The sequence below is a fragment of the Niallia oryzisoli genome (assembly GCF_036670025.1).
Taxonomy (GTDB): Bacteria; Bacillota; Bacilli; order Bacillales; family Cytobacillaceae; genus Bacillus_BD; species Bacillus_BD oryzisoli.
The window spans coordinates 4,570,695-4,593,803 of sequence record NZ_CP137640.1 but is presented as its reverse complement, the minus strand read 5'-3'; the positions used below and the strand labels follow the sequence as shown (position 1 = coordinate 4,593,803).

The 23,109-nt window shown below is 37.2% G+C and carries 22 protein-coding genes and 1 other annotated feature; of the genes, 15 read left to right on the top strand and 7 right to left on the bottom strand.

Annotated elements, in window-relative coordinates; translation table 11 throughout:
• The first annotated feature begins 62 nt into the window (after positions 1-62).
• The gene (locus R4Z09_RS22975; protein WP_338449049.1) at positions 63-812 is read left to right on the top strand and encodes a YjbA family protein; all 750 of its coding nucleotides are present in this window, start codon (positions 63-65) and stop codon (positions 810-812) included.
• Positions 813-864: 52 nt separating this feature from the next.
• Here R4Z09_RS22975 and trpS read toward each other — a convergent pair whose 3' ends face one another.
• Positions 865-1,857, bottom strand: coding sequence for a tryptophan--tRNA ligase (trpS, locus tag R4Z09_RS22970; RefSeq protein WP_338449048.1), 993 nt, complete (start codon positions 1,855-1,857; stop codon positions 865-867).
• A gap of 140 nt (positions 1,858-1,997) precedes the next feature.
• Positions 1,998-2,238: a binding site (T-box leader), on the bottom strand.
• Positions 2,239-2,747: 509 nt separating this feature from the next.
• On the opposite strand from trpS, the gene R4Z09_RS22965 reads away from it, so the two are divergent.
• The 5 genes from R4Z09_RS22965 to R4Z09_RS22945 all read left to right on the top strand — a co-directional run bounded on the left by R4Z09_RS22965 (position 2,748) and on the right by R4Z09_RS22945 (position 8,352).
• Positions 2,748-4,379, top strand: coding sequence for a peptide ABC transporter substrate-binding protein (locus R4Z09_RS22965; RefSeq protein ID WP_338449047.1), 1,632 nt, complete (start codon positions 2,748-2,750; stop codon positions 4,377-4,379).
• A 108-nt stretch (positions 4,380-4,487) separates the two neighbouring features.
• Positions 4,488-5,423, top strand: coding sequence for an ABC transporter permease (locus tag R4Z09_RS22960; protein WP_338449046.1), 936 nt, complete (start codon positions 4,488-4,490; stop codon positions 5,421-5,423).
• A gap of 2 nt (positions 5,424-5,425) precedes the next feature.
• Entirely contained in the window at positions 5,426-6,337 is a 912-nt protein-coding gene (locus R4Z09_RS22955) for an ABC transporter permease (protein WP_338449045.1), read from the top strand.
• Between the two features lie 10 nt (positions 6,338-6,347).
• Positions 6,348-7,415, top strand: coding sequence for an ABC transporter ATP-binding protein (locus tag R4Z09_RS22950; RefSeq protein ID WP_338449044.1), 1,068 nt, complete (start codon positions 6,348-6,350; stop codon positions 7,413-7,415).
• Between the two features lies 1 nt (position 7,416).
• Entirely contained in the window at positions 7,417-8,352 is a 936-nt protein-coding gene (locus tag R4Z09_RS22945; protein ID WP_338449043.1) for an ABC transporter ATP-binding protein, read from the top strand.
• A gap of 29 nt (positions 8,353-8,381) precedes the next feature.
• On the opposite strand, the gene R4Z09_RS22940 is transcribed toward R4Z09_RS22945, so the two are convergent.
• Positions 8,382-8,567 carry a hypothetical protein gene (locus tag R4Z09_RS22940; RefSeq protein WP_338449042.1) on the bottom strand — a complete coding sequence of 62 codons (186 nt, stop codon included), beginning with the start codon at positions 8,565-8,567 and terminating at the stop codon, positions 8,382-8,384.
• Positions 8,568-9,161: 594 nt separating this feature from the next.
• Between R4Z09_RS22940 and spxA the strand changes: the two genes are divergently transcribed.
• From spxA to R4Z09_RS22925, 3 genes are all read left to right on the top strand, one after another.
• Positions 9,162-9,557, top strand: coding sequence for a transcriptional regulator SpxA (gene spxA / locus R4Z09_RS22935; RefSeq protein ID WP_338449041.1), 396 nt, complete (start codon positions 9,162-9,164; stop codon positions 9,555-9,557).
• Positions 9,558-9,669: 112 nt separating this feature from the next.
• Positions 9,670-9,942 (top strand): ubiquitin-like small modifier protein 1, encoded by a 273-nt coding sequence (locus tag R4Z09_RS22930; protein ID WP_338449040.1) that lies wholly within the window; start codon positions 9,670-9,672, stop codon positions 9,940-9,942.
• Position 9,943: 1 nt separating this feature from the next.
• Positions 9,944-10,216, top strand: a complete 273-nt coding sequence (locus R4Z09_RS22925; RefSeq protein WP_338449039.1) for a hypothetical protein — start codon at positions 9,944-9,946, stop codon at positions 10,214-10,216.
• A gap of 85 nt (positions 10,217-10,301) precedes the next feature.
• Here the strand turns inward: R4Z09_RS22925 and R4Z09_RS22920 are convergent, their stop codons facing one another.
• On the bottom strand, positions 10,302-12,116 hold the full coding sequence (locus R4Z09_RS22920; RefSeq protein WP_338449038.1) for an aldehyde ferredoxin oxidoreductase family protein: 1,815 nt from the start codon (positions 12,114-12,116) through the stop codon (positions 10,302-10,304).
• Positions 12,117-12,279: 163 nt separating this feature from the next.
• On the opposite strand from R4Z09_RS22920, the gene R4Z09_RS22915 reads away from it, so the two are divergent.
• The 5 genes from R4Z09_RS22915 (at position 12,280) to pepF (ending at position 19,203) form a co-directional block, all read left to right on the top strand.
• Complete coding sequence (locus R4Z09_RS22915; RefSeq protein ID WP_338449037.1) at positions 12,280-13,311, top strand: ThiF family adenylyltransferase; 1,032 nt, start codon at positions 12,280-12,282, stop codon at positions 13,309-13,311.
• Positions 13,312-13,586: 275 nt separating this feature from the next.
• Positions 13,587-14,252, top strand: a complete 666-nt coding sequence (gene mecA / locus R4Z09_RS22910; protein ID WP_338449036.1) for an adaptor protein MecA — start codon at positions 13,587-13,589, stop codon at positions 14,250-14,252.
• A 208-nt stretch (positions 14,253-14,460) separates the two neighbouring features.
• Positions 14,461-15,975 (top strand): cardiolipin synthase, encoded by a 1,515-nt coding sequence (gene cls / locus R4Z09_RS22905; protein WP_338449035.1) that lies wholly within the window; start codon positions 14,461-14,463, stop codon positions 15,973-15,975.
• Positions 15,976-16,076: 101 nt separating this feature from the next.
• Positions 16,077-17,267 carry a competence protein CoiA gene (locus R4Z09_RS22900; RefSeq protein ID WP_338449034.1) on the top strand — a complete coding sequence of 397 codons (1,191 nt, stop codon included), beginning with the start codon at positions 16,077-16,079 and terminating at the stop codon, positions 17,265-17,267.
• Positions 17,268-17,388: 121 nt separating this feature from the next.
• Positions 17,389-19,203 carry an oligoendopeptidase F gene (gene pepF / locus R4Z09_RS22895; RefSeq protein WP_338449033.1) on the top strand — a complete coding sequence of 605 codons (1,815 nt, stop codon included), beginning with the start codon at positions 17,389-17,391 and terminating at the stop codon, positions 19,201-19,203.
• A 498-nt stretch (positions 19,204-19,701) separates the two neighbouring features.
• Here pepF and R4Z09_RS22890 read toward each other — a convergent pair whose 3' ends face one another.
• The 4 genes from R4Z09_RS22890 to R4Z09_RS22875 form a co-directional block, all read right to left on the bottom strand.
• Positions 19,702-20,583, bottom strand: coding sequence for a ClpXP adapter SpxH family protein (locus R4Z09_RS22890; RefSeq protein ID WP_338449032.1), 882 nt, complete (start codon positions 20,581-20,583; stop codon positions 19,702-19,704).
• Complete coding sequence (locus tag R4Z09_RS22885; RefSeq protein WP_338449031.1) at positions 20,580-20,987, bottom strand: globin; 408 nt, start codon at positions 20,985-20,987, stop codon at positions 20,580-20,582. The genes R4Z09_RS22890 and R4Z09_RS22885 overlap by 4 nt, the downstream gene beginning before the upstream one ends.
• Positions 20,988-21,252: 265 nt before the next feature.
• Positions 21,253-21,855 (bottom strand): lytic transglycosylase domain-containing protein, encoded by a 603-nt coding sequence (locus R4Z09_RS22880; protein WP_338449030.1) that lies wholly within the window; start codon positions 21,853-21,855, stop codon positions 21,253-21,255.
• A 14-nt stretch (positions 21,856-21,869) separates the two neighbouring features.
• Positions 21,870-22,451: a CYTH domain-containing protein gene (locus R4Z09_RS22875; RefSeq protein ID WP_338449029.1), complete on the bottom strand. Its 582-nt coding sequence runs from the start codon at positions 22,449-22,451 to the stop codon at positions 21,870-21,872.
• Between the two features lie 160 nt (positions 22,452-22,611).
• Between R4Z09_RS22875 and R4Z09_RS22870 the strand changes: the two genes are divergently transcribed.
• Positions 22,612-22,983: a hypothetical protein gene (locus tag R4Z09_RS22870; RefSeq protein WP_338449028.1), complete on the top strand. Its 372-nt coding sequence runs from the start codon at positions 22,612-22,614 to the stop codon at positions 22,981-22,983.
• The last annotated feature ends 126 nt before the right edge of the window (positions 22,984-23,109 follow it).

The following is a 23,109-nucleotide window of genomic DNA, read 5'->3' as shown; positions in this document are numbered from 1 at the left end:
AATTTAACTCTTATCTGCCTATACTGAATGACAAACAGTTAGTTGAAGTGAGGGGTTAATAAATGATGTATCTTCATGATGTTTGGGTTAACTGGTTTGAAGGGGAAGAAAATGGCTATAATGTTTGCCATTTTCATGAGTGGCGCAAAGATGACAGCGTCGAATTACTTGATCAAGTCCCTTTATTAAAAATAGACCCTGTTCTTTATAACTACATTGAAAATGACATGGCGGAATTACCGCAGCAATTATTGGATGAAATTTATCAAAAGGCTTTTTTACGAAAAAATCATGAGCGGTGTCAGCTTGATTATTGTTTTGTGGTCTCTGATGGAGTCGGTATTTTAGCCGTTGATACTATTGGCTATAGTATTCCAATCCGTAAAAGCAGGTTGATTCCAAGGCAAGAACAATTAGCTTTTGAAATGTTGGAAACAAGTGAAGTTATGCATTATGACTTTACTCCGGCTCCAACACAAATAAAGGAATTCCATATCCTTTCACCGCAGCCAGAACTTATGAAAGGGCTTACTAGAAAAGAAAGACAATTGAAGCAGCTCTTATTTATGGCATTGGATCAGCTCTATACATCAAAAAATGTGGCGGAAGTCCGTTATTGGTATACAGAGTGGAGACCTGATTTATATCAAGCCATTCAAGATCTTGAATTTGATGAAGCATGGGAGCAGTTATATGAGCAGTCGAAATTTGGCTGGACAGAAAAGCACGAAAACTTTTGCGAGAATATTATAAAGGGACAACCATTTTTTGAAAAATTATGGGATATGGAACAAGGTCATAAAGTGAATTAAAAAAGGAGCTGATACATGTCAGCTCCTTTTTCTTTTCTAAAACCCTGATGAATTATCTTCTGCGTTTCCGTCCTAGGCCCATGGCATTTTCCATCTTTTTCAGCATTTTACTTGCCACTTGATTTGCCTTTTCAGCACCTTTATCAAGGATATCGTCTAACTCAGATGATTCCATTAAATCATAATATTTTTGTTGAATTGGACTAAGAGCCTCGATAACGACTTTTGCCAAATCACCTTTGAAATCACCGTATCCTTTTCCTTCGTATGCTGATTCTACTTCTGGTATCGTTTTTCCAGAAAAGATTGAATAAATCGAAAGCAAGTTAGAAACGCCTGGCTTATTCTCGACATCATATCGAACAATACCATCTGAATCAGTAACTGCGCTTTTGATTTTCTTTTCAATTTGTTTAGCATCATCCAGCAAAGAAATAAATGCTTTTTGATTTGGATCGGATTTACTCATTTTTTTGGTTGGTTCCTGAAGAGACATAATGCGTGCGCCAACCTTTGGAATTCGAACTTCAGGTATGGTGAAAATATCATTATATTTCTTATTAAAGCGTTCTGCTAAATCACGTGTTAGTTCGAGATGCTGCTTCTGATCCTCTCCAACAGGTACAAGGTCTGCACTGTATAATATAATATCTGCCACCATAAGCGGGGGATAGGTTAAAAGAGCAGCAGAAACTGCATCTTTTCCAGCTGATTTATCTTTAAACTGCGTCATGCGTTCAAGTTCTCCAATATAAGAGATGCATTGCATCATCCAAGCTGCCTGTGCATGTGCAGGAACTTCAGATTGAATAAATAACGTTGCCTTATCAGGGTTCAGGCCGACTGCAAGGTATAATGCAGCAAGAGATCGGATGTTTTTACGTAATACAATCGGATCCTGTGGCACTGTGATGGCATGTTGATCAACGATGCAAAAATAACAGTTGTACTCATCCTGCAGTTCGACAAATTGTTTTAATGCACCGATATAATTTCCAAGCGTAATCGTACCGCTTGGTTGAATACCGGAAAAAATGGTTTTCATGTTTTATCCTCCTCAAAGAATTGATTATTGGTAAGTTAAGTTTATATTCAGCTGATAGAATGGAGCTGGGGTATGTTCTAATGTCAATATACAAGACTAAATTATTTTTGGCTTAAAAAAGACCATTCATCCCTATTACCAATAGGGACGAATGGTCCGCGTTGCCACCCTAATTACTCAATGTGAGTCACTTTATTTCTCCTAAAGCAGGAGAAGTCCCGATAACGTGAGATAAACGTTGAAGTGTAGTCCAATCATGGTTAAGCGTTTCCACACCAAAGCTCAAAAGTCCATTCTACTATCCAGGTTGTTTGTTCTCACCAACCACAAACTCTCTAAAAACCTTCAAAATAGTGTACTAATCTTTGTCAAAGCCGTCAATATAAACTTTAATTATGTATTCTTACTAATAAAATAGCGTAATTGTGGGAAAAAATCAAGTTAAGATTAGTTCACGGGAAAGGATCTGTTTGTCAATAAAATGGAAAATATATACGAAAGAATAGATGAAAATAAAGAAAATATATCGAAATAATTAATTGCGAAAAAGTTGTTATCTAGTAACATGAATTTAAGTTATTTGGGGATAATAAATACTGTCTAATGATTTTTGCTTGTCAAATTAATTATTTAATCTATAATTAGATTTATCAACATTTTTTTTAGCTGATAAGACATTTGTACATATGGAAAAGACTAAATATAATTTTCTAAATTATATTAATATATCATATTCGTTTTTAGAGTAAATATATTAGTATAAATAAAATTGTTTAAAATCTGTTTTTTATAAGAGAAAGATTCGGATTATTTAAGTAATATACCATGGGCGTACATTTGTTTTTATTGGGTGTAAAAAGAGAGTTGTTAATATTTAAGGAGGGTACAACATGAAGAAAAGAACATTACTTTTTTTAAGTATGCTGCTTGTTCTGAGCATGTTTTTAGCTGCTTGTGGTGGCGGTAAAGATGAAGCAGGTAGCAGTAAAGATGGGGCAAAAAAAGCAGCGCAAGATCTCCGGATTAATATTAATACAGAACCTCCAACTCTAAATCCTGGATTAGCAGAGGATTCTACATCAGGTACTGTCCTTCGCCAGGTATTTGAAGGTTTATCACGTATTAACCTTGATGGAAAAGCAGAATTAGCGGCAGCCGAAGATGTCAAAATTTCAGAAGATCAAAAAACTTACACGTTTACTCTTCGTGATGCAAAATGGACAAACGGTGACCCTGTTACGGCAAAGGATTTTGAATATGCATGGAAATGGGCATTAGATCCTGCTAACGCTTCGCCATATTCATACCAGCTTTATTATATTGAGGGTGCGCAAGCTTTCAATGAAGGCACTGGTAATGCTGATGCAGTGGGTGTAAAGGCACTTGATGACAAAACATTGGAAGTTAAGCTTACAAATCCAACTCCATTTTTCTTAGAACTTACTGCATTTTATACGTATTTACCAGTTAACAGTAAAATCGCTGAAGCAAACCCAGACTGGGCAAATGATGCTGGTGAAAACTATACAACGAACGGACCTTTCAAAATGACTGAATGGTCACACAGCGATAAAATTGTTCTTGAAAAGAATGAAGATTATTGGGATGCTGACACTGTTAAGTTAAAAAACATCACAATGATTATGGTAAACGATCCAAACACAGAACTATCGATGTTTGACAGTGGCGAGTTAGACTGGGCGGGAATGCCAACAGGAAACCTGCCACAGGATGCACTGCCAGCACTTAAAGATGAAGGTAGACTTCATACAGAGTCCATTGCTGGTATTTACAATTACAAATTAAACACAACTGTTGAGCCGTTTAACAATGCAAACATTCGTAAAGCTTTTGCATTAGCAATTAATCGTCAAGAGCTTATTGACAACGTAACACAGGGAGGACAACTACCGGCAATGGCAATCGTGCCGCCAACTATGTTCCCTGAGAATGAAAAAGGCTACTTCAAAGATAATGATGTGAAAAAAGCAAAAGAATATCTGAAAAAGGGCTTAGAAGAATTAGGATATAAAGATGTTTCTGAAATGCCGCCAGTAGCGCTTTCTTATAATACGGATGAAGGACATCAAAAGATTGCCCAAGCCGTCCAAGATATGTGGAAGCAAAATTTAGGTGTTGAAGTTACGTTAAATAATGCTGAATGGAAGGTTTATATCGAACAAGTGCAATCGCTTGATTACAATATTGCTCGTATGGGCTGGTTAGGCGATTTTAACGATCCAATCAACTTCCTTGAAGCGTACTATTCTGCAACTGGTGGAAATAATGATACTGGCTGGGAAAATAAAGATTTCCAAGCATTATTAGATCAATCAGCTACAGAATCCGATCCTGAAAAGCGTCAAGACCTGTTAAAACAAGCGGAAGAAATCTTTATGGATGAAATGCCTGTTATTCCAATTTATTTCTACACAAATAACTGGGTTCAAGATGAAAACTTAAAAGAAGTAGCTGTTTCAGGTCTTGGTGATGTTCAATTCAAATGGGCACACTTTGAATAAGATATGATTTTTCCAACGTAAGGTATATGGGTCTCGACCCATATACCTTCGTTGCTGATAGGATATAAAAGTTTAATTTTTTAGAAATTATATTGGAGGTGTTTGACATTGGTTAAATATATTGCAAAAAGATTGCTGTATATGCTTTTGTCATTATGGGCGATTATTACAGCAACGTTCTTCCTCATGCGATTAGCACCGGGAAACCCCTTTACATCAGAGAAAAAACTGCCTCCTGAAATTGAAGCAAACTTGAACGCTTTTTATGGTTTAGATCAGCCTTGGTATGCTCAATATTGGGACTACGTAGTAAGGTTAGCAAAATGGGATTTCGGTCCATCTTTTAAATATAAAAGCCAAACGGTCAACGATTTAATCAATGAAGGATTCCCAGTTTCGCTTACATTGGGGGTTGAAGCCATTCTCATTGCAGTAGCTGTAGGAGTCTTATTAGGAGTTATTGCTGCGCTTAATCATAATAAGTGGGCTGATTACAGTGCAATGGTTGTAGCAGTTTTCGGTATTTCTATGCCATCCTTTATCCTCGCTACTTTATTGCAATATGTTCTTGCCATAAAAATGGGAATTTTCCCAGTTGCTTTATGGGAATCTCCAATGCACACCGTCTTGCCGGCACTTGCACTCGCAGCTTCCCCTATGGCCTATATCGCTCGGCTTACCCGTTCTTCAATGCTTGAGGTTTTAGCCAATGATTATATTAAAACAGCCAAGTCAAAAGGGTTAAGTAAAGGAGTAATCACAGTCAAACATGCAATACGAAATGCTATGCTCCCTGTCGTTTCCTATATGGGCCCTCTTGCGGCAGGAATCATTACAGGAAGCTTTGTTATTGAGCAGATCTTTGGTATTCCAGGTTTGGGCTCACACTTTGTAACAAGTATAACGAATCGTGATTATACCGTTATCATGGGAATCACCGCTTTTTATAGTATTCTTCTGCTTGTATGTATTCTCCTTGTCGATATTGCGTATGGACTTATTGACCCTCGCATTAAATTAGCTGGCGGGAAGAAGGGAGAGTAAAAATGGAGAATAAAGATCTTTTTAAACTCGTTGGAACGAAATCTGCAGATGCTGAAAAAATTTCTAAACCGAGTCTTTCCTTTTGGAAAGATGTTTTGTATCGATTCAGAAAAAATAAGCTGGCTTTGGTCGGTGTTGTTATCCTTGCTCTATTAATCATTATGGCCATTTTTGGACCAATGATTTCTGGTTATGACTATGCTTCAAATGATTTATCTAATAAAAATCAGCCTCCTTCCGCTGAACATTGGTTTGGTACCGATGATTTAGGTCGTGATGTATTTACGCGTACTTGGGAAGGTGCCCGCATTTCCATTTTTATTGGACTTGCCGCAGCATTTATTGATTTGACAATCGGAGTATTCTGGGGCGGGATTGCTGGATATAAAGGCGGACGTGTTGACGAATATATGATGCGTACTGCCGATGTATTATATGGAATTCCTTATTTATTACTCGTTATTTTACTAATGGTTGTATTAGGATCAAGCTTAAGTACGATGATATTAGCCATGTCCATAACCGGCTGGGTAAATATGTCACGGATTGTCCGTGGTCAGGTTCTTTCATTAAAAGGTCAAGAATATGTACTAGCTTCACGTACACTTGGGGCAGGAACATCAAGAATCATGAGTAAGCATCTTATTCCTAATGCAATGGGACCTATTCTTGTAACGATGACACTGACCATTCCGTCAGCGATTTTCACAGAAGCTTTCTTGAGCTTTCTAGGGTTAGGGCTTACACCGCCTTTAGCGAGCTGGGGCACGATGGCATCTGATGGTCTGCCTGCATTAAGGTATTATCCATGGAGACTGTTTTTCCCAGCAACATTTATCTGCTTAACGATTTTTGCATTTAATGTCATTGGAGATGGTTTACGTGATGCACTAGACCCACGACTTCGTAAATAGGAGTGAGAAGATGGAAAAGTTATTAGAAGTGAAAAATTTAAATGTCTCATTCCACACATATGGAGGAGATGTACAGGCTGTTCGCGGTGTTTCCTTTGATTTGTATAAAGGTGAAACATTAGCTATTGTCGGTGAATCTGGATCAGGAAAAAGTGTGACTGCACAAACACTAATGCAATTAATTCCGAAGCCGCCAGGGAAAATTACAGGAGGACAAATCCTGCTTGAAGGCCAGGATATTGTATCGAAAACAGAAAAAGAAATGGAAAGCATTCGAGGAAAAGAAATAAGCATGATTTTCCAGGATCCGATGACTTCGTTAAACCCAACGATGAAAGTTGGGAAACAAATAATGGAAGTGTTGATTAAGCATCAGAAAATGGATAAAAATGCGGCAAAGGCTAGAGCAGTTGAACTATTGAAGCTTGTTGGCATCCCAATGCCGGAAAAACGTGTTAATCAATATCCGCATGAATTTTCCGGCGGGATGAGACAAAGAGCAATGATAGCCATTGCGCTGGCGGCAAATCCAAAGCTATTAATTGCTGATGAACCAACAACAGCTCTTGACGTTACAATTCAAGCGCAAATTCTTGAATTGATGAAAGACCTGCAGGCTAAAATGGATACTTCAATTATTTTTATCACCCATGATTTAGGGGTAGTGGCAAATGTTGCCGATCGAGTCGCTGTAATGTATGCTGGTCAAATTATTGAATCTGGAACGGTTGACGAGATTTTTTATGATCCAAGACACCCATATACATGGGGATTATTAGCTTCAATGCCGAGTCTTGAAAATGACGATGAGGAAGAACTTGCAGCCATTCCAGGAACTCCGCCAGATTTAACAAATCCGCCAAAGGGAGATGCATTTGCTGCCAGAAATCAATATGCTCTTGCGATTGATTTCGAACAAGAGCCGCCGTTATATCAGGTTTCTGATACTCACTTTGTGAAATCCTGGCTTCTTCATCCTGAAGCGCCAAAGGTGGAACCGCCGGCTTCAGTAAAACGCCGCATTCGAAAGTTATCCTCCACATTCGAAAAACCAATTTTAGTAGAAGGGGGGAAATAAAATGGCAGAGAAACTATTGGAAATAAAAAACCTAAAACAGTATTTTAATGTTGGAAAACCGAATATGGTTAAGGCTGTTGATGGTGTTACCTTTGATATATATAAAGGAGAAACACTTGGACTTGTTGGAGAATCAGGCTGCGGCAAATCAACAACAGGCCGTACGATTATTCGTTTATATAATGCAACAGGCGGGCAGGTATTATTTAATGGGGAAAATGTCCATGGCAAAAAGTCAAAGGCAGACTTGAAAAAGTTTAACCGAAAAATGCAAATGATATTTCAAGATCCTTATGCATCCTTAAATCCACGTATGACAGTTGCTGATATTATTGCAGAAGGCATTGATATTCATGGGTTAGCAAACAGTAAACAGGAACGTATGGAACGTGTCTATGAGCTGCTTGAAACAGTCGGTCTTAACAAGGAGCATGCAAACCGTTATCCGCATGAATTCTCTGGTGGACAAAGACAACGAATAGGTATCGCCCGAGCGCTCGCCGTAAAGCCTGATTTTATTATTGCTGACGAACCGATATCAGCACTTGATGTATCGATTCAGGCGCAGGTTGTTAACCTATTGAAACAACTTCAGCGTGAAAAAGGTTTAACCTATCTTTTTATTGCTCATGATTTGTCAATGGTAAAGTATATTAGTGACCGTATAGGTGTTATGTATTTTGGTAAGCTGGTTGAGCTGGCGCCTGCGGAGGATTTATATAATAACCCAATGCACCCATATACAAAGTCATTATTGTCAGCGATTCCTGTACCGGATCCTGAAACGGAAAGAACTCGGGAGCGGATAACGTATGATCCTGCTGAACACCATTACGCAGCAGATGAGAAGTTGGAAATGCGTGAGGTTACACCAAATCATTATGTTTATTGTTCGCAGAAAGAATATGAAGAATTGAAAAAGAAGAATAATGCCTAATAAAAAAACGATCTCTTAGTGAGATCGTTTTATTTTTTACTTCCACCTACATTTTTCCATCCTGTTTGGATTCGGGCTGATTGATTGACAAATACAGATTTTTTGTTTCTGCCAAACAGTTTATTTCCGATTCCATCTGTGATGATCCCGTTAATGGCAGTTATTCCGATAATTAATAAAGCAACTAAAAGAAAATCAACAATATAAGCAACCATAATAAACCTCCATTACCTGGAATTTCAAAAGTCCTTATGAGATTGAAGGAGTGTGTGTTCCTTACTTACATTGTATTATAAATCCAGAAGATTTTGAAAGAAAATCTTTTTAAATAGTAAAAAAAATAAAGGCGAATGCCTTTTAAAAAATGATAAACTGCTTAATGAAGTTATATTATAATAATGCCTATTTCTATTTTGAATGGATAAGAAATTGTTTTCAGTTTCAAAACTATAATTGAGAAAATGACTGCTTTAAAATATGTGAATGAAAAGGGCTTTAAGTATATTGATGTTTAGATATATAAATAGATTTTTGAAAAAATAATCTAAACTTTTTTTAGAAAAAGTGAAACTTTTTCCTTTCTAATTCGTTTAATATTAGTAGATTCTGTTATAGAAGGAAAATAGTAAATAATTCGATTAATTTAAATTCTTTTTTCAAAAAAAGGATACCAAAACACTATTTAATGGTGTATAATAAACAATATAAATTACTTAATTAAACTTATTTTAATTTAAGAATGCTATGATAATAACAAAATATTTTTACGATATATAGAGCATGTCTAATGATAAGGGAGTGGATTGAAAATGGTTACGTTATATACTTCACCAAGTTGTACATCATGCCGAAAAGCAAAAGCATGGTTAGAAGAACACGAAATTCCTTATAAAGAAAGAAATATTTTTTCAGAGCCACTAACTATCAATGAGATAAAAGAAATTCTCCGAATGACAGAAGATGGGACTGACGAAATTATTTCAACTCGTTCTAAATCTTTTCAAAAGTTAGATGTTAATCTTGAAACAATGCCATTACACGAATTATTTCAATTAATTAAAGATAATCCTGGTTTATTACGCAGACCTATTATTATTGATGAGAAAAGGCTGCAGGTTGGATATAACGAAGATGAAATTAGAAGATTTTTGCCGCGTAAAGTTCGCACGTTCCAGCTGCTTGAAGCGCAGCGGCTTGTAAATTAAATAAAGCTGGCTCTCATTTTGTGAGCCGGCTTTTTTATCATTTTAATGTATATTCAGTCATCAATATTATACTCTAAAATACAGAGTATAATGAAGAAGGAGTCGATTCAAAGTGCAGGTTAAGGTATTTGCAAATCTTCGGCAAATATGCGGAGGAGTGACTGTAGAAGTTCATCCGGATGGAGATAGAGTAATTGATGTATTAGAGAAAATGATCGCAATGTTTCCTCCGTTAGAGGAAGAGATATTTACTGAGGAAAGAAAGTTAAAGCCATTTGTTCATGTCTATATCAATGGCAGAAATATTATTCATGCGGATGATCTGCAAACGAAAGTGTCAGAGCAGGATCAGTTTGCTCTCTTTCCTCCTGTGGCAGGTGGGTAATTTGAAAACAAAGGATTTGGAATTTCGCGGGATTCCTCTACATCATCTTGGTATGTATTTTGAAGAATTAGGCGGAAGAAAGGATAGTGATTCATTTCCGATCTCTTATTATGGAGAAAATTGGAGTGCGGAGATCCTTTGTGAAGAAGAAATTGCTTTTACAGCGGCTTTTAAGGTAAATGCGGTGCATATCCGTTTTATGGCTGAGAATCTTGAAATCTTGGAGTGGGTAATTAATAACTATCGTAAAAAAACCTTTAGAGCCGGCGGCTAATGATAAAAAGTTTTAAATGAAGAAAAGGCATCTGCATAAAAGCAGGTGCCTTTTTCTATTATTTTATTGTGCTTATTAAGCTGGGTTAGTTTGGTAAAATTTCTAATTCACGCAGTTTTTCCTCTGAAACGATACCGTCTTTCCAGCCGCGAGCATCATAGTATTCTTTCAGCATGATATCCATACGGCTTACTTCTCCAGCGCTATTACCTGTTGCAGGCTCATCAGTAAAGCGCTTAGGTAGGAAATCATCTTCAGGCTTGTCAAAGCCCGCTAGGTTATTGTAGTAACGCTCAAGATTGTAAATGCGTTCTCCGGCCTTCATGACATCATCTGCAGTCATTGGGATTCCAGTCATTCCGCTGTATTGTTCAGCATAATGCTCTGCATTTTCAGAGAAAGAAGAGAATTTACAAATATCCATTGAATCACCAAAAGCATGTAAATCTTGGAATACTTTTAATAATTCACCTTTACCTTCTGGCTTTAGGCGGTCTGTTGGCTCTGGAATACCGGCAATTTCACTGGCAACCGTGTAACCACGTAAGTGACAGGCACCGCGGTTACTAGTTGCGTAGCCAAGACCAATCCCTTGAATACCGCGTGGATCGTAGGCAGGAATAGATTGTCCTTTAACAGACATTGAAATCTCTGGAGCACCCCACTGGGCAGCAGCACGTGCAGGACCTTCTGCTAAACAATCGCCAATTCCTTTGCGGAAGACAATATCATTTGTTAAACGAATCATGCCGTCTGCATCGCCCCACTCTAGCTTCTCATCAGTGAGACCTTTTTCAGAAGCTTCCATTGTGACAGAGAAGGCATGACCAAGCTCAATCGTATCTAAACCATATTCATTACATAAGTCAATCATATAAGAAATTGCTTTAGCATCACTTACTAAACAGTTTGAACCAAGAGCAAAAGCAGATTCAAATTCAACACTTTCTACTCTTGTTTTGTATGGTCCCTCTTTTACTTCGACCTCAATTTTACAAGCCACTGGACAGGCATGGCAGGCATTATTTGAGACAAGAAGATGTTCATTGACAAACTCTCCGCTGATCTTTTCAGCATGCTCCCATTGAGAAATTTGAGAGTTCTTTGTTGGAAGGGCACCTACTTCATTGATTAGGTTCATCAATACGTTTGTCCCGTAAACAGATAAGCCACCTTTATTAGGTGCTGTTAATCCGCCTTCTAAGATTGCTTTAACGGCTTTCTTATTTGCGTTCTTATATTCATCCGCATTTTTAGGCTGCGGCATATTTCCTTTTTGTTCTGCCTTAATGACAATCGCCTTCAGATTTTTGTAGCCGGCAACAGCTCCAGTACCGCCGCGTCCTGCAGCTCGGTCATGCTCATTCATGAAGCCGGAAAAGCGAACAAGATTTTCTCCTGCCTGACCAATTGTCATAACAGAAAGGTCTTTTTCACCGTATTTTTCCTTCATTGCTTTAATGGTTGCTCTTGTACTTAATCCCCAGAACTCGGAAGCGTCACGAAGCTCTGCCTCTCCATTTTCAATATAAAGATAAACAGGACGGTCGCTTTTTCCTTTGAAAATAATATTATCTACACCTGCCCATTTCAAGCGCGCTGCAGTCCAACCACCCATATGTGAATCTGTTACAGTACCAGTTAAAGGTGATTTTGTCACGACACAAAGGCGTCCACTCATGGAAGAACGCGAACCGGTTACAGGACCTGTCATAATACATAAAATATTATCCTCAGATAATGGTTCAACCTGCGGCCCATTATCAAGAACATATTTTACACCGAGACCGCGCCCGCCGATGTATTTTTTAGCATCCTCTTCATTGATAGGTCTATATTCTACTAAACCTGCTGATAAATCTACTATTACTTCTTTATTTGTAAAACCGCCAAGATTCATCGTTTTGTCACCTCTCCCATTTATTGTAGAATGTTTTGTTTCTTTATCTTTTATTATATAAAAGTTATTCTAACTAGACTACTACTTTTATATTTTTTTGCTAACATTTTAAATATATCCATAATCAGATAAAATACAAAAGATAAGGAAAGAAGGGATATCTATGGAAGAAAATTGGAAGCGTTATTCCAGACAGATCCTTTTTCAGCCGATTGGACTGGAAGGGCAAAAGAAATTGGCAAATAGTAAAGCTGTGATAGTAGGGATGGGTGCATTAGGTACAGTCATTGCAAATCATCTTGTCCGCTCAGGTGTCGGATATATAAGAATCATTGATCGTGACCTTGTAGAATTATCGAATTTACAAAGGCAAACCCTTTATGACGAGGAAGATGCAGCGAATCATCTTCCTAAAGTAGTTGCAGCTGAAAAGAAACTTAAAAAGATTAATTTTTCTGTTACGATTGATGCTATCATCTCTGATGTTAATTTAGATAATGCTGAAGATTTATTAAAGGAGTTTGATGTCATACTCGATGGGACTGATAATTTTCAAAGCCGATATTTGATCAATGATGTCTCTGTTAAACATCATATTCCCTGGGTCCATGGGGCAGCGGTAAGTTCAAGAGGAATGTTTTCAGTCATTATTCCTGGGAAAACACCGTGCTATCGTTGTCTCTTTCCATCTGTGCCGAGCGGCTTAGGTGAGACGTGCGATACAGTCGGGGTTCTATCTCCGTTAACCGATATAATCGGCTCATTCCAAGCGATGGAGGCGATCAAACTGTTAGTGGGTAGTGATGTAACGACAAACTTAGAACAAATAGATGTTTGGTACAATTCAAGTCTGCAGATGGATATTACACATGGAAGAAGTCCAGAATGTCCGGCGTGCGGCAAAGGTCAGTTTGATTTCTTAGACCGCTCTTCCAGTCAGCAGGTTGTGTATACGACACTATGCGGCCGCGATACTGTCCAAATCAATCCGAAAAATAAACAGGCAATAAATATGAAGGAACAGGCTGAACGATTAAAGAAAAGCGGTAAGGTGAAAGGAAATCCATATCTGCTTCGTTTTTCACCTGATAACGAAATAACGCTTGTATTTTTCAAAGATGGCAGAGTTTTGGTGCACGGGACAGATGATATCGTAAAAGCTAAGTCTTATTATGCAAAGTATATCGGTTCGTAAGTACCAAAGGAATGTTTGTGTCGTTGGGTGATAACACTTTTCAAAACATGTTGACTTTGATACAATGATGGGTAAGACATATAGGCGCAAATTGATTTTAAAAAACTTGTTGCATTTTAATTCCCTTTATTGATTTTTTATCATAAAATATGAGTACAAGGTATAGAATAACATTCATCATGGAGTTATTCATATATTACAAAGGGAATGATTGTTTTCTATCTGTATGGGGGTATTTTGTCCCTTCAACCAATGCAGGAAGGGAGAGTTGCTATATGGAAATTGAGCGTATTAATGATCACACCGTGAAGTTCTACATCTCTTATATTGACATCGAGGAAAGAGGATTCGATCGAGAAGAAATTTGGTATAATCGCGATCGAAGTGAAGAACTATTCTGGGAGATGATGGATGAGGTTCACCATGAAGAAGAATTTGTGGTCGAAGGACCTCTTTGGATTCAGGTTCAAGCGCTTGATAAGGGGTTAGAAATTTTAGTGACAAAAGCTCAGATTTCTAAAGATGGTAATAAATTTGAGCTCCCAATTTCTGATGAAAAGTTTAAGGATTTGCCGATGGATGCTCGAATTGAAGATCTGCTTGAAAATCATTTTAGTCCAATTCATGAAGAGGGTCATTCTGAGTTTGATGACCGTATGGATTTTCTAATTAGGTTCCAGGATTTTGAAGATCTTATCGCCCTTTCTAAGCGAACTGGTTTAGATGATTTGACAACTAAACTTTTCTTCTTTGAAGGAAATTATTATTTATATACTGAATTCCCTGAGGATGAATTTGAAGAGGATCAAATTGATGATATATTAAGTATTCTTCTCGAGTACGGGCTGGAATCGAGTACGACAATTCACCGGCTTGAAGAATACGGTAAAGTAATAATGGAATCAAATGTATTTTCGCAAATCAGAGAGTACTTTGTGTGACATGCCGATTTCCTTTACGGAGTCGGTTTTTTTTATCAGATAAGTAAGTATACTTTAGACTTAGATAGTGGTCTAGCGCAATCAGCCAGCCCCTCTTGGGTCTAGCCAATCTGTCAAGAAGGTTAAAGAACAACCTTCATGCCGCCTTGTCTTATTACAGCCTTAAGGCTGAGCAGGTACCTACGCTTTTCTTACTGTGGAGGTTGGAATGAAAAATACGGTAAATATTCTTCTTTTCTTCATTATTATAGCCGCTGTCCTCTATTTTCTTAATGTGTATGTTGATTTTATAAGCGGCTTGATTGGTTATCTAAGTATTTTGTTAACGATACTTGGTACAGTGATTGGTTTTGTTATTTTTCTCGAAAATCGGCATCCAACACAGACTTTAACATGGCTCGTTGTTCTTGGTGGTTTTCCGCTTTTTGGCTTTATCTTTTATTTATTATTTGGCCGTAACTACCGTAAGGAAAAAATGTTCCGAAAGAAATATTTCCTTGATCGGCAGGCATTTATACAACACGAAGGACAGGATCCGGTCAGTAAAGGGAAAATACAACAGGCAGGAGTACACCAAAGAAAGCTCTTTTATTTGGCGCAAAGATTGGGCAACAGCCCGATTTCATTTGGCACGGAAACGAGGGTGCTTACAAATGGGGAAGAAACTTTCAACCATATATTAAAAGAGCTTTCGAATGCTGTACACCATATCCATTTAGAGTATTATATTGTCAGAGATGATGATATAGGGGAAAAGATAAAGTCGGTTTTGATTCAAAAAGCCAGAGAAGGTGTTAAAGTTCGTTTTTTATATGATGCTGTGGGGTCATGGAAGCTATCTAAAAAATATATTCAAGATTTAAAAAATGAGGGCGTTGAAATGGTTCTATTTGGCCCTGTAAAGCTCCCTTTTCTCAATAGTAAATTCAACTTCCGTAATCATCGAAAGATCATTGTGATTGATGGTAGTATTGGCTTTGTTGGGGGATTGAATATCGGGGATGAATATTTGGGCAAGAATGTGCAGTTTGGCTTCTGGCGTGATACCCATCTCATGTTGAAAGGGGAGGCAGTAAGATCGTTGCAGTTGATCTTCCTCCAAGATTGGTATTATATGACGAACAAAAGCTTTTTAACATCCGAATATTTATCACCTATTCTAGAGGAAAATAAACACGGTGGAGTTCAAATGATTGCCGGAGGACCTGATAATGAATGGAGTGCAATCAAGAATATCTTTTTCTCTATGATTACATCAGCTAAGGAATCCGTATGGATAGCGTCACCTTACTTTATTCCGGATGAGGATATTTTTTCAGCTATTAAAATTGCTGCTCTTAGCGGGATTGATGTTCGGCTTTTAGTGCCGGAAAAACCGGATAAACGGATTGTTTTCCATGCTTCTCGATCCTACTTTCCTGACCTGCTTGATGCGGGTGTGAAGATATACGAATATGAGAAAGGATTTATGCATAGTAAGTTTCTCATTGTTGATTACGAGCTTGCGTCGATTGGGACATCAAATATGGACATGAGAAGCTTTCATTTAAATTTTGAAGTAAACGCCTTTTTATATCGAACCAAAAGCACGGAGAAATTAGTCAGTGAATATCTAAACGATTTACAGCATTCAAGGGAAATTAATGCGGAAAACTTTAAGAAAAGACATTTTGGCTATCGTTTGCTCGAATCTACATCGCGATTATTATCACCATTATTATAGTTGCTCAGGAAGTCCATTCAAATAGAATGGATTTTTCTTTTTAGCAGGAAGGAAAATGTTTAGCAACAGCGAATGTTTAAGAGGGAAAGGAGGAGATGGTTATGCTAACGGCCATCCGTAGAGACGGAACACTTGTTAAATTACTGCCAAGGCGTTCAAAAGAAGCGCTTAAAAAAGAGAAAGAGAAGGAAGAATTTTTTTGCCCGGAATGTAAAGAAAAGGTAATCATGAAGATAGGGACCAAGAAAATGGAGCATTTTGCACATCAAAAAGGTTCACAATGTGTTGAGAGCTATGAAAGGGAGACAGATTATCATATAAATGGAAAAATTCAATTATATGATTGGCTCGAAATTCAGCAGTTTAAACCCAGACTTGAACCTTATTTTCCATCGATTCGGCAAAGGCCGGATATCAGTGTTTCTTGCTTTGAAAGAAATTATGCACTTGAATTTCAATGTTCGGTGATCCCGCCGGAACTTATGGTAAAAAGAACCAATCAGTATCAATCGGAAAAAATCATCCCTATATGGATTCTGGGAGGTAAAAACATTAAGCGAAAAGGAAAAGGAAAGGTTTCACTTTCTAGCTTTGATTATTTATTTCTCACGAAAAGCCCATCTAACCTTTGGTATCTTCCAGCTTACTGTCCTACATCAAAAATATTTATCCTCTTAACAAGCATTACACCGGTTACTTCGAAAAATGCCCTTTCTGAAATATCCATATTTTCTCATCCATCTTTTTTATTTCACCAACTTATTGCGCCCGTTAAAAAGAAAATAACGTGTAACTTGCATGATTGGAAGCACGAAATACAAATTCAAAAATCAAGCTTGCTTTTGCAAGGGTATCATTCCAATCAGTTTATCAAAGAATTATATCTTCGCTCCATGAATATTTTGCTGCTGCCCGCCATCATTGGCTTACCTGTACCGAATTCTCCGATGATCGAAACACCACCGTTGATTTGGCAGGCCTATTTATTTATTGATCATTTACATCAGACTAAAAAGAATGTCATTACCTTTGATGAAGTTTATCGCAGTTTTATGAAACGCATTCAGAAACAGCAAATAAAGTTACGTACACTGCCATTGGTTTCAGACTATGATCCGAGCAAACCTTTGATAGAATATCTTCAATTACTTTCAAGGCTGAAAGTGCTAGAAACGGTGAATGATACTGTATATAAATTAAACCAAGAAGTAAAAATACCCGAACATTGTACGATGCAGCAACAACAGGAGGATTCCTTCTATCAGAAGTTTGCGCAGGTTATTTTTAGATAGAAGTAAATGAAAACTTTTCTTCCAACATATATTAAAAGTGCTAAGTTTTTTAAATGGAAGGAAATTGAGTTAAACTAATAGAAGATAGTAGTAATAAAAAAGAAATGAATGGAGGATTATGATGGCAAATGAAGCAGCGGTAAATAAACTTCCTGCAAGAAGTGAGATTGCAGTTGAGGATACTTGGAGATTAGAGGATATTTTTGCTAGTGATGAAGCTTGGGAACAGGAATTTCAAGAGGTAAAATCGCTTATTCCCGGCGTAAAGGAATTTCAAGGTAAATTAGGCGAAAGCGCTGACACTTTGTATCAGGCATTAAACTATCAGGATCAATTATTAGAGCGTCTCGGTAAGTTATTCGCTTATTCTCATATGCGTTTCGATCAGGATACAACAAATTCCTTCTATCAAGGTCTCGATGATCGGATGAAAAATTTGTACTCACAGGCTGCCAGCAGTCTTGCATTTATTGTTCCGGAGTTACTTTCCGTTGAGGAAGAAAGGCTAAATAGCTTCTTGAATGAAAAAGAAGAGTTAAAGCTTTATGAGCACTCCTTAGAGGAAATTAACAGGCAGAGACCCCATGTGTTAACAGCTGAGCAGGAAGCTTTATTAGCGGAAGCCTCTGAGGTATTGGATGCTTCTGGAAATACATTCAGTACATTAAATAATGCAGACCTTGAGTTTCCGTGTATCAAGGATGAAAATGGTGAGGAAATCGAGGTCACGCACGGCCGGTTCAGCCGCTTCTTAGAGAGTGCAGATCAAAGAGTGCGCCATGATGCCTTTAAAGCGGTTTATGATACGTACGGAAAATACCGCAATACATTTGCAAGTACATTAAGCGGAAATGTAAAAAAGGATAATTTCTATGCGAGGGTAAGAAATTATAAATCTGCACGTCATGCAGCGCTTTCTGAAAACAATATACCTGAAACTGTGTATGATAATCTAGTTAGCACAATTAATGAGCATCTGCCATTATTACACCGCTATGTTAAGCTGCGTAAGAAAGTACTAGGATTAAATGAGCTACATATGTATGATTTATATACTCCATTGGTCAAAGATGTAAAAATGGAGATCAGCTATGAGGAAGCAAAGGACCTTGTCTTAAAAGGATTGGCACCACTTGGTGAAGAGTATATTGGGGTTTTAAAGGAAGGTTTTGAAAACCGTTGGGTTGATGTTCATGAGAATAAAGGAAAACGAAGCGGAGCCTATTCTTCAGGGGCATATGGCACCAATCCATATGTTTTAATGAACTGGCAGAATAATGTGAATAACCTTTTTACACTTGCACATGAATTTGGCCATTCTGTACACAGCTATTACACGAGAAAAACTCAAGCATATCCGTATGGAAATTATTCAATCTTTGTGGCAGAGGTGGCTTCAACCTGCAATGAAGCATTGTTAAATGATTATTTATTAAAAACTATTGAGGATGAGCAGAAGCGAATATATTTATTAAATCATTATTTGGAAGGCTTTAGGGGAACTGTATTCAGACAAACGATGTTTGCAGAGTTTGAACATTTAATTCATCAAAAAGCACAAAATAATGAGGCATTAACAGCGGAAAGCTTAACGAAGGATTATTATGAATTAAATAAAAAGTATTACGGTGTAGAGGGAATGGTGATTGATGAAGAGATCGGATTAGAATGGTCCCGAATCCCACACTTCTACTATAATTACTATGTTTATCAATATTCAACTGGTTTCAGTGCAGCAACAGCTTTGAGTAACGGAATCCTTACAGAAGGTGAACCTGCAGTAAAAAGGTATATTGATTTCTTAAAAGCTGGAAGTTCTGACTATCCGATTGAAGTGTTGAAAAAAGCGGGCGTTGATATGACAAGTAAAAAACCGATTGAAGATGCATGTAAAGTATTTGATGAGAAGCTTTCTGAATTAGAGCAATTACTATAAAAGTAGGAGCTGGCTTTACAAGGCCAGCTCCTGCTACATTCCTTTAAATCTCTTCCGATTATTTAGGTAAAGCACGAATAAAAAAAGCGAAAGAAATAACAGGGGGGAAGTAAGAAAAATTGGCAAAAGCTTCATTAAACCGAGAACCTGCAGACAGAAGGTAAAGATAATAAACAGGGAAAGGATGGTGATAGATAATTTCTTCATCGCCTTATCCTCCAAATGATAATCTAGAAGTGTCACATAAATCACTGAAGCAGTAAAATATATGCCTGAAAAAGCTAAAATAGGACTAGTTTATGACAATTATGTGAAACTAGGTACATATGCCTTGTCATTATGAATGGCAAATGATATATTATTGACGTGAAGTTGATCACAAGCAAACATATACCCCTTTGTTTGACCGTGAAAAATTTCTCCCATCCCCTTTGTTCGTATTTAATTGAAAAAGACCTTGCGTGAGCAAGGTCTTTTTCGTTGTGCAAACTGCCATCATTATGATTGATGTATATACCTCCAAAACGTTCCGTATTTTGCCGGTACTTTCTCCACAAGTTGTTTTAACTGAAGTTTTTTTAGTTCCCGTTCAACTTCCTGCACAGTTTTATTATAAACCACTGATATTTCCTTTGATGCGACTAAATGAAAATGCTTGAGAAATACCTCTAGTGGAGGAGGGTTTGACTTAACCGGCTGCTCTTGTAACATTTCTTCAATAATTTGGACATATACTTCATAAGGATAATTTCCGGTAATCTTAATTCCTTCTTCTTCAATATTTTCATTAAAAAACACAAGCGTTGGAATTTCTGAAACATCCATTTCAGAGGTGATTTTTAAATCACATTGAAAGGCCTTTGCGGCACTATTAGAATGAATATCTGAAATAAATTCAGAGACATCTAAACCTGCACTTTCTGCACATACTTGTAAAACTTCAAGTGTGGATATATTTTGCTTTTCAAGAAATAACATTTCCTGGAGCTTACGAAGAAAACGAATTCCAGCCTTTCTTCCTTGAAGTTCAGCTGCCTTTATGGCAATGGATGCTAGGTATGGAGCTGAGATCGGATTCTCCAGCCAAAGACTTCCATCACAGGACATTCCAAATCTGCTTCCCGTTTTATCCCATAGTTCTGCAATTGTTTCATACTTATTTTTCCTACCCAAATTAAGCATTGCCAAACTTCCACTTACAACGTGTTTTATCTTAAAATATTGACCATATTCAATTTGCAGCTTTTTCATGATTGGTTCAAGAGCCCAGCATTCAGGGCAAAGTGGATCGATGAACATATATATTTCAATCGGCTTTTTCTCATTGCAGTGACAGGGATAGGAAGCAGTGTTAAAGTCTAATGCTTCTTCGTTTGTCACGTTCTCTCACCTTTCATGTCTTTGTTTTCATCAGTATTTATCATATGCTGAGCAGTTTGGATTAGTCTCGCGAAGAAAAATTCACGAAAAGAACCAGAAAGACCAACCTCATCCATTGCTTTATCCATACAGGACAACCATGCTTTTGCTCTGGTTTCTGTAATTTCAAATGGAAGATGCCTTGCTCGCAGCATAGGATGTCCATGCTCGGAAGTATATAAAGGTGGTCCGCCCAAAAATTGAGTCATAAATTGTTTTTGCTTTCGAGCGGTCTCTGTTAAATCGTCAGGAAAAATAGGTGCGAGATCAGGATGGTTTGCAACACGACGATAAAAAGCATCAATTAAACGGTACAGTTTTTCTTCTCCAATCATGTCGAATGGTGTAGGTGCATTTTCGACCATATTTAAATCCCCTTTGCCATGTAGTGTAAGCATCCTTGATAATAAACGATATATTGAACTGATATATAACAAGATAAATCCTCTTCTATTTTAACAAGCTACCATTTATATCTCAATCAAATAGCCTTAAAGTAGATAAATTGTCAGGTATAAGGATGGAAAACCAAAAGAAAATGACCTGGTTTTCGGCAATTTCTGCGTAAATCGGCATTTTTTTGATTTCATATAAAAAACCCGTTTTAAACGGGTCTTTTAGGTTATTTGTTTAAGCTAAATAATAATTTTTTACTTGTTGGACGTACTTTTGTGTTTCTTTAAATGGCGGGATTCCTCGGTATTTGTCTACATTACCAGGTCCGGCATTATAGGCTGCGAGGGCAAGATCCGTATTACCATTATATTTGTCTAACATTTGGCTTAAATACCTACTGCCGCCCATAATATTTTGATAGGGGTCAAAAACATTTTCGACTCCAAGTGATTTTGCTGTTTGAGGCATCAATTGCATGAGTCCGCCAGCACCTGCTGAACTAACGGCATTCGGGTTAAAGTTGGATTCTTGTTGTATCACTGCCTTAATGAGTTCGGCCGGAATTTGATAACGCTCAGCAGCCTCATGAATGATGGGTTCAAAGCTATTATTAGAACTGGAAAGCTTTGTCAACTGTTTAGGCAGGATAGATAAAGCATTTACTGCAATTGATGAAGAATTGTCAGATTCCGCTTGTGGAAGCGTCCCCTCATCAGATCTAAGACTGCTTAATAAATCATAAAATAAGTTTGGTTTTATAGACGTCGTTATACTATTAGAATTGATATTTTGCAATGCCTGCAATTCCAGCATTACTTTTATCTGATTGACATTCATTGCTTTTTCTCCTCTTAATGCTTCCTTTTTAATGCTTCATAAAAACGCTTAACCTTGTTATTCGTTTGGCGAATAGGGATATTATGATTCGCTAAAAACTGATAAAAAATAGCTTGTCCCTGTTCTCGATTATTTACTTCATATTCTACCTCATAATCTTTTAGATTTAAATAGGAACTGGCATCCAAAACAAGCAGCCCTCCCTCATAGGGAAATTCTGTTCTTTCAGTCTCGAGAGTTCCAAAATAGTGGAGATTTTCTATGTCGATGCCTAGTTTTATGATTTGTGATTTAATGATTCCTTCATAAAGCTTTCCGTTTTTTAATATATTTTGGGCTTGTTCCTCGGAAAGTTTCTCGTTTGTTTCTAGTAAGCCTTCAGGATGGGGCTCTTTAAGTGTCATTTCAAATTGCCCTCGTTTTTTTCTAATTCTTAAAGCGCATCCTATATTCTTTAAAGAAAAATCGCTTGTATCAAAATAATGATTTTCTTGTCTAATGAAGTCATTATGTGTTAAATGAAAAACGGTAAGTAATCGAGTAAATTCTTCTTTACTTAACATATTTTTAAATTCTATTTCAATATTTTGCGGCATTCTGGTATTTTCCCTTCTTTTATATTTGTTTATGTTATGTAACAGTCAAGACACAACCTATTTTCTAATTATCCCTCTTCTAAATAGTGAAGGCAATTTTTAGGGTATAATAGACATTCATATGATAAAATAAGTAATATTACAGGAAGGATAAATGATTATGATAAAACGACTAACAGTTACAGATGCAGTGATAAATTCTAATAAAGAATTACAGCTGGAATTAGACCGCGATATAAATCTAAATGGTTTTAAGCCTAGCGGGCAAATGCTTGTTGATTCAGAAGGTTTATCATTCATCTATTTATTAGAGCATGATGATGCTTATACATATATTTCAGTGCCTGACACTGTTTGGAATAGCTTAAAGGATGCTATACCTGAATCTCTATCAGTTGTTGTAACAAATGGCAGAGAAAGGCTGCTGCTTCCACAGTTTCAAGAGGAACTGGAATATTTAATTGAAAATATTAAAGGAAACAGTAATTATGGTGAAAAAATGATGAGTAAGGTTGAGGCTGTTTTTTGTTAAATAAAAAGGTAAAATTTTTAACTTGGATAGTGGTCTAGCTCCAGCGCCTAGCCCCTCGAGGTCATAAGCCAATCCGTCAAGAAGGTTAAAGAACAACCTTCATGCCGGCTTGTCTTATGCCAGTCG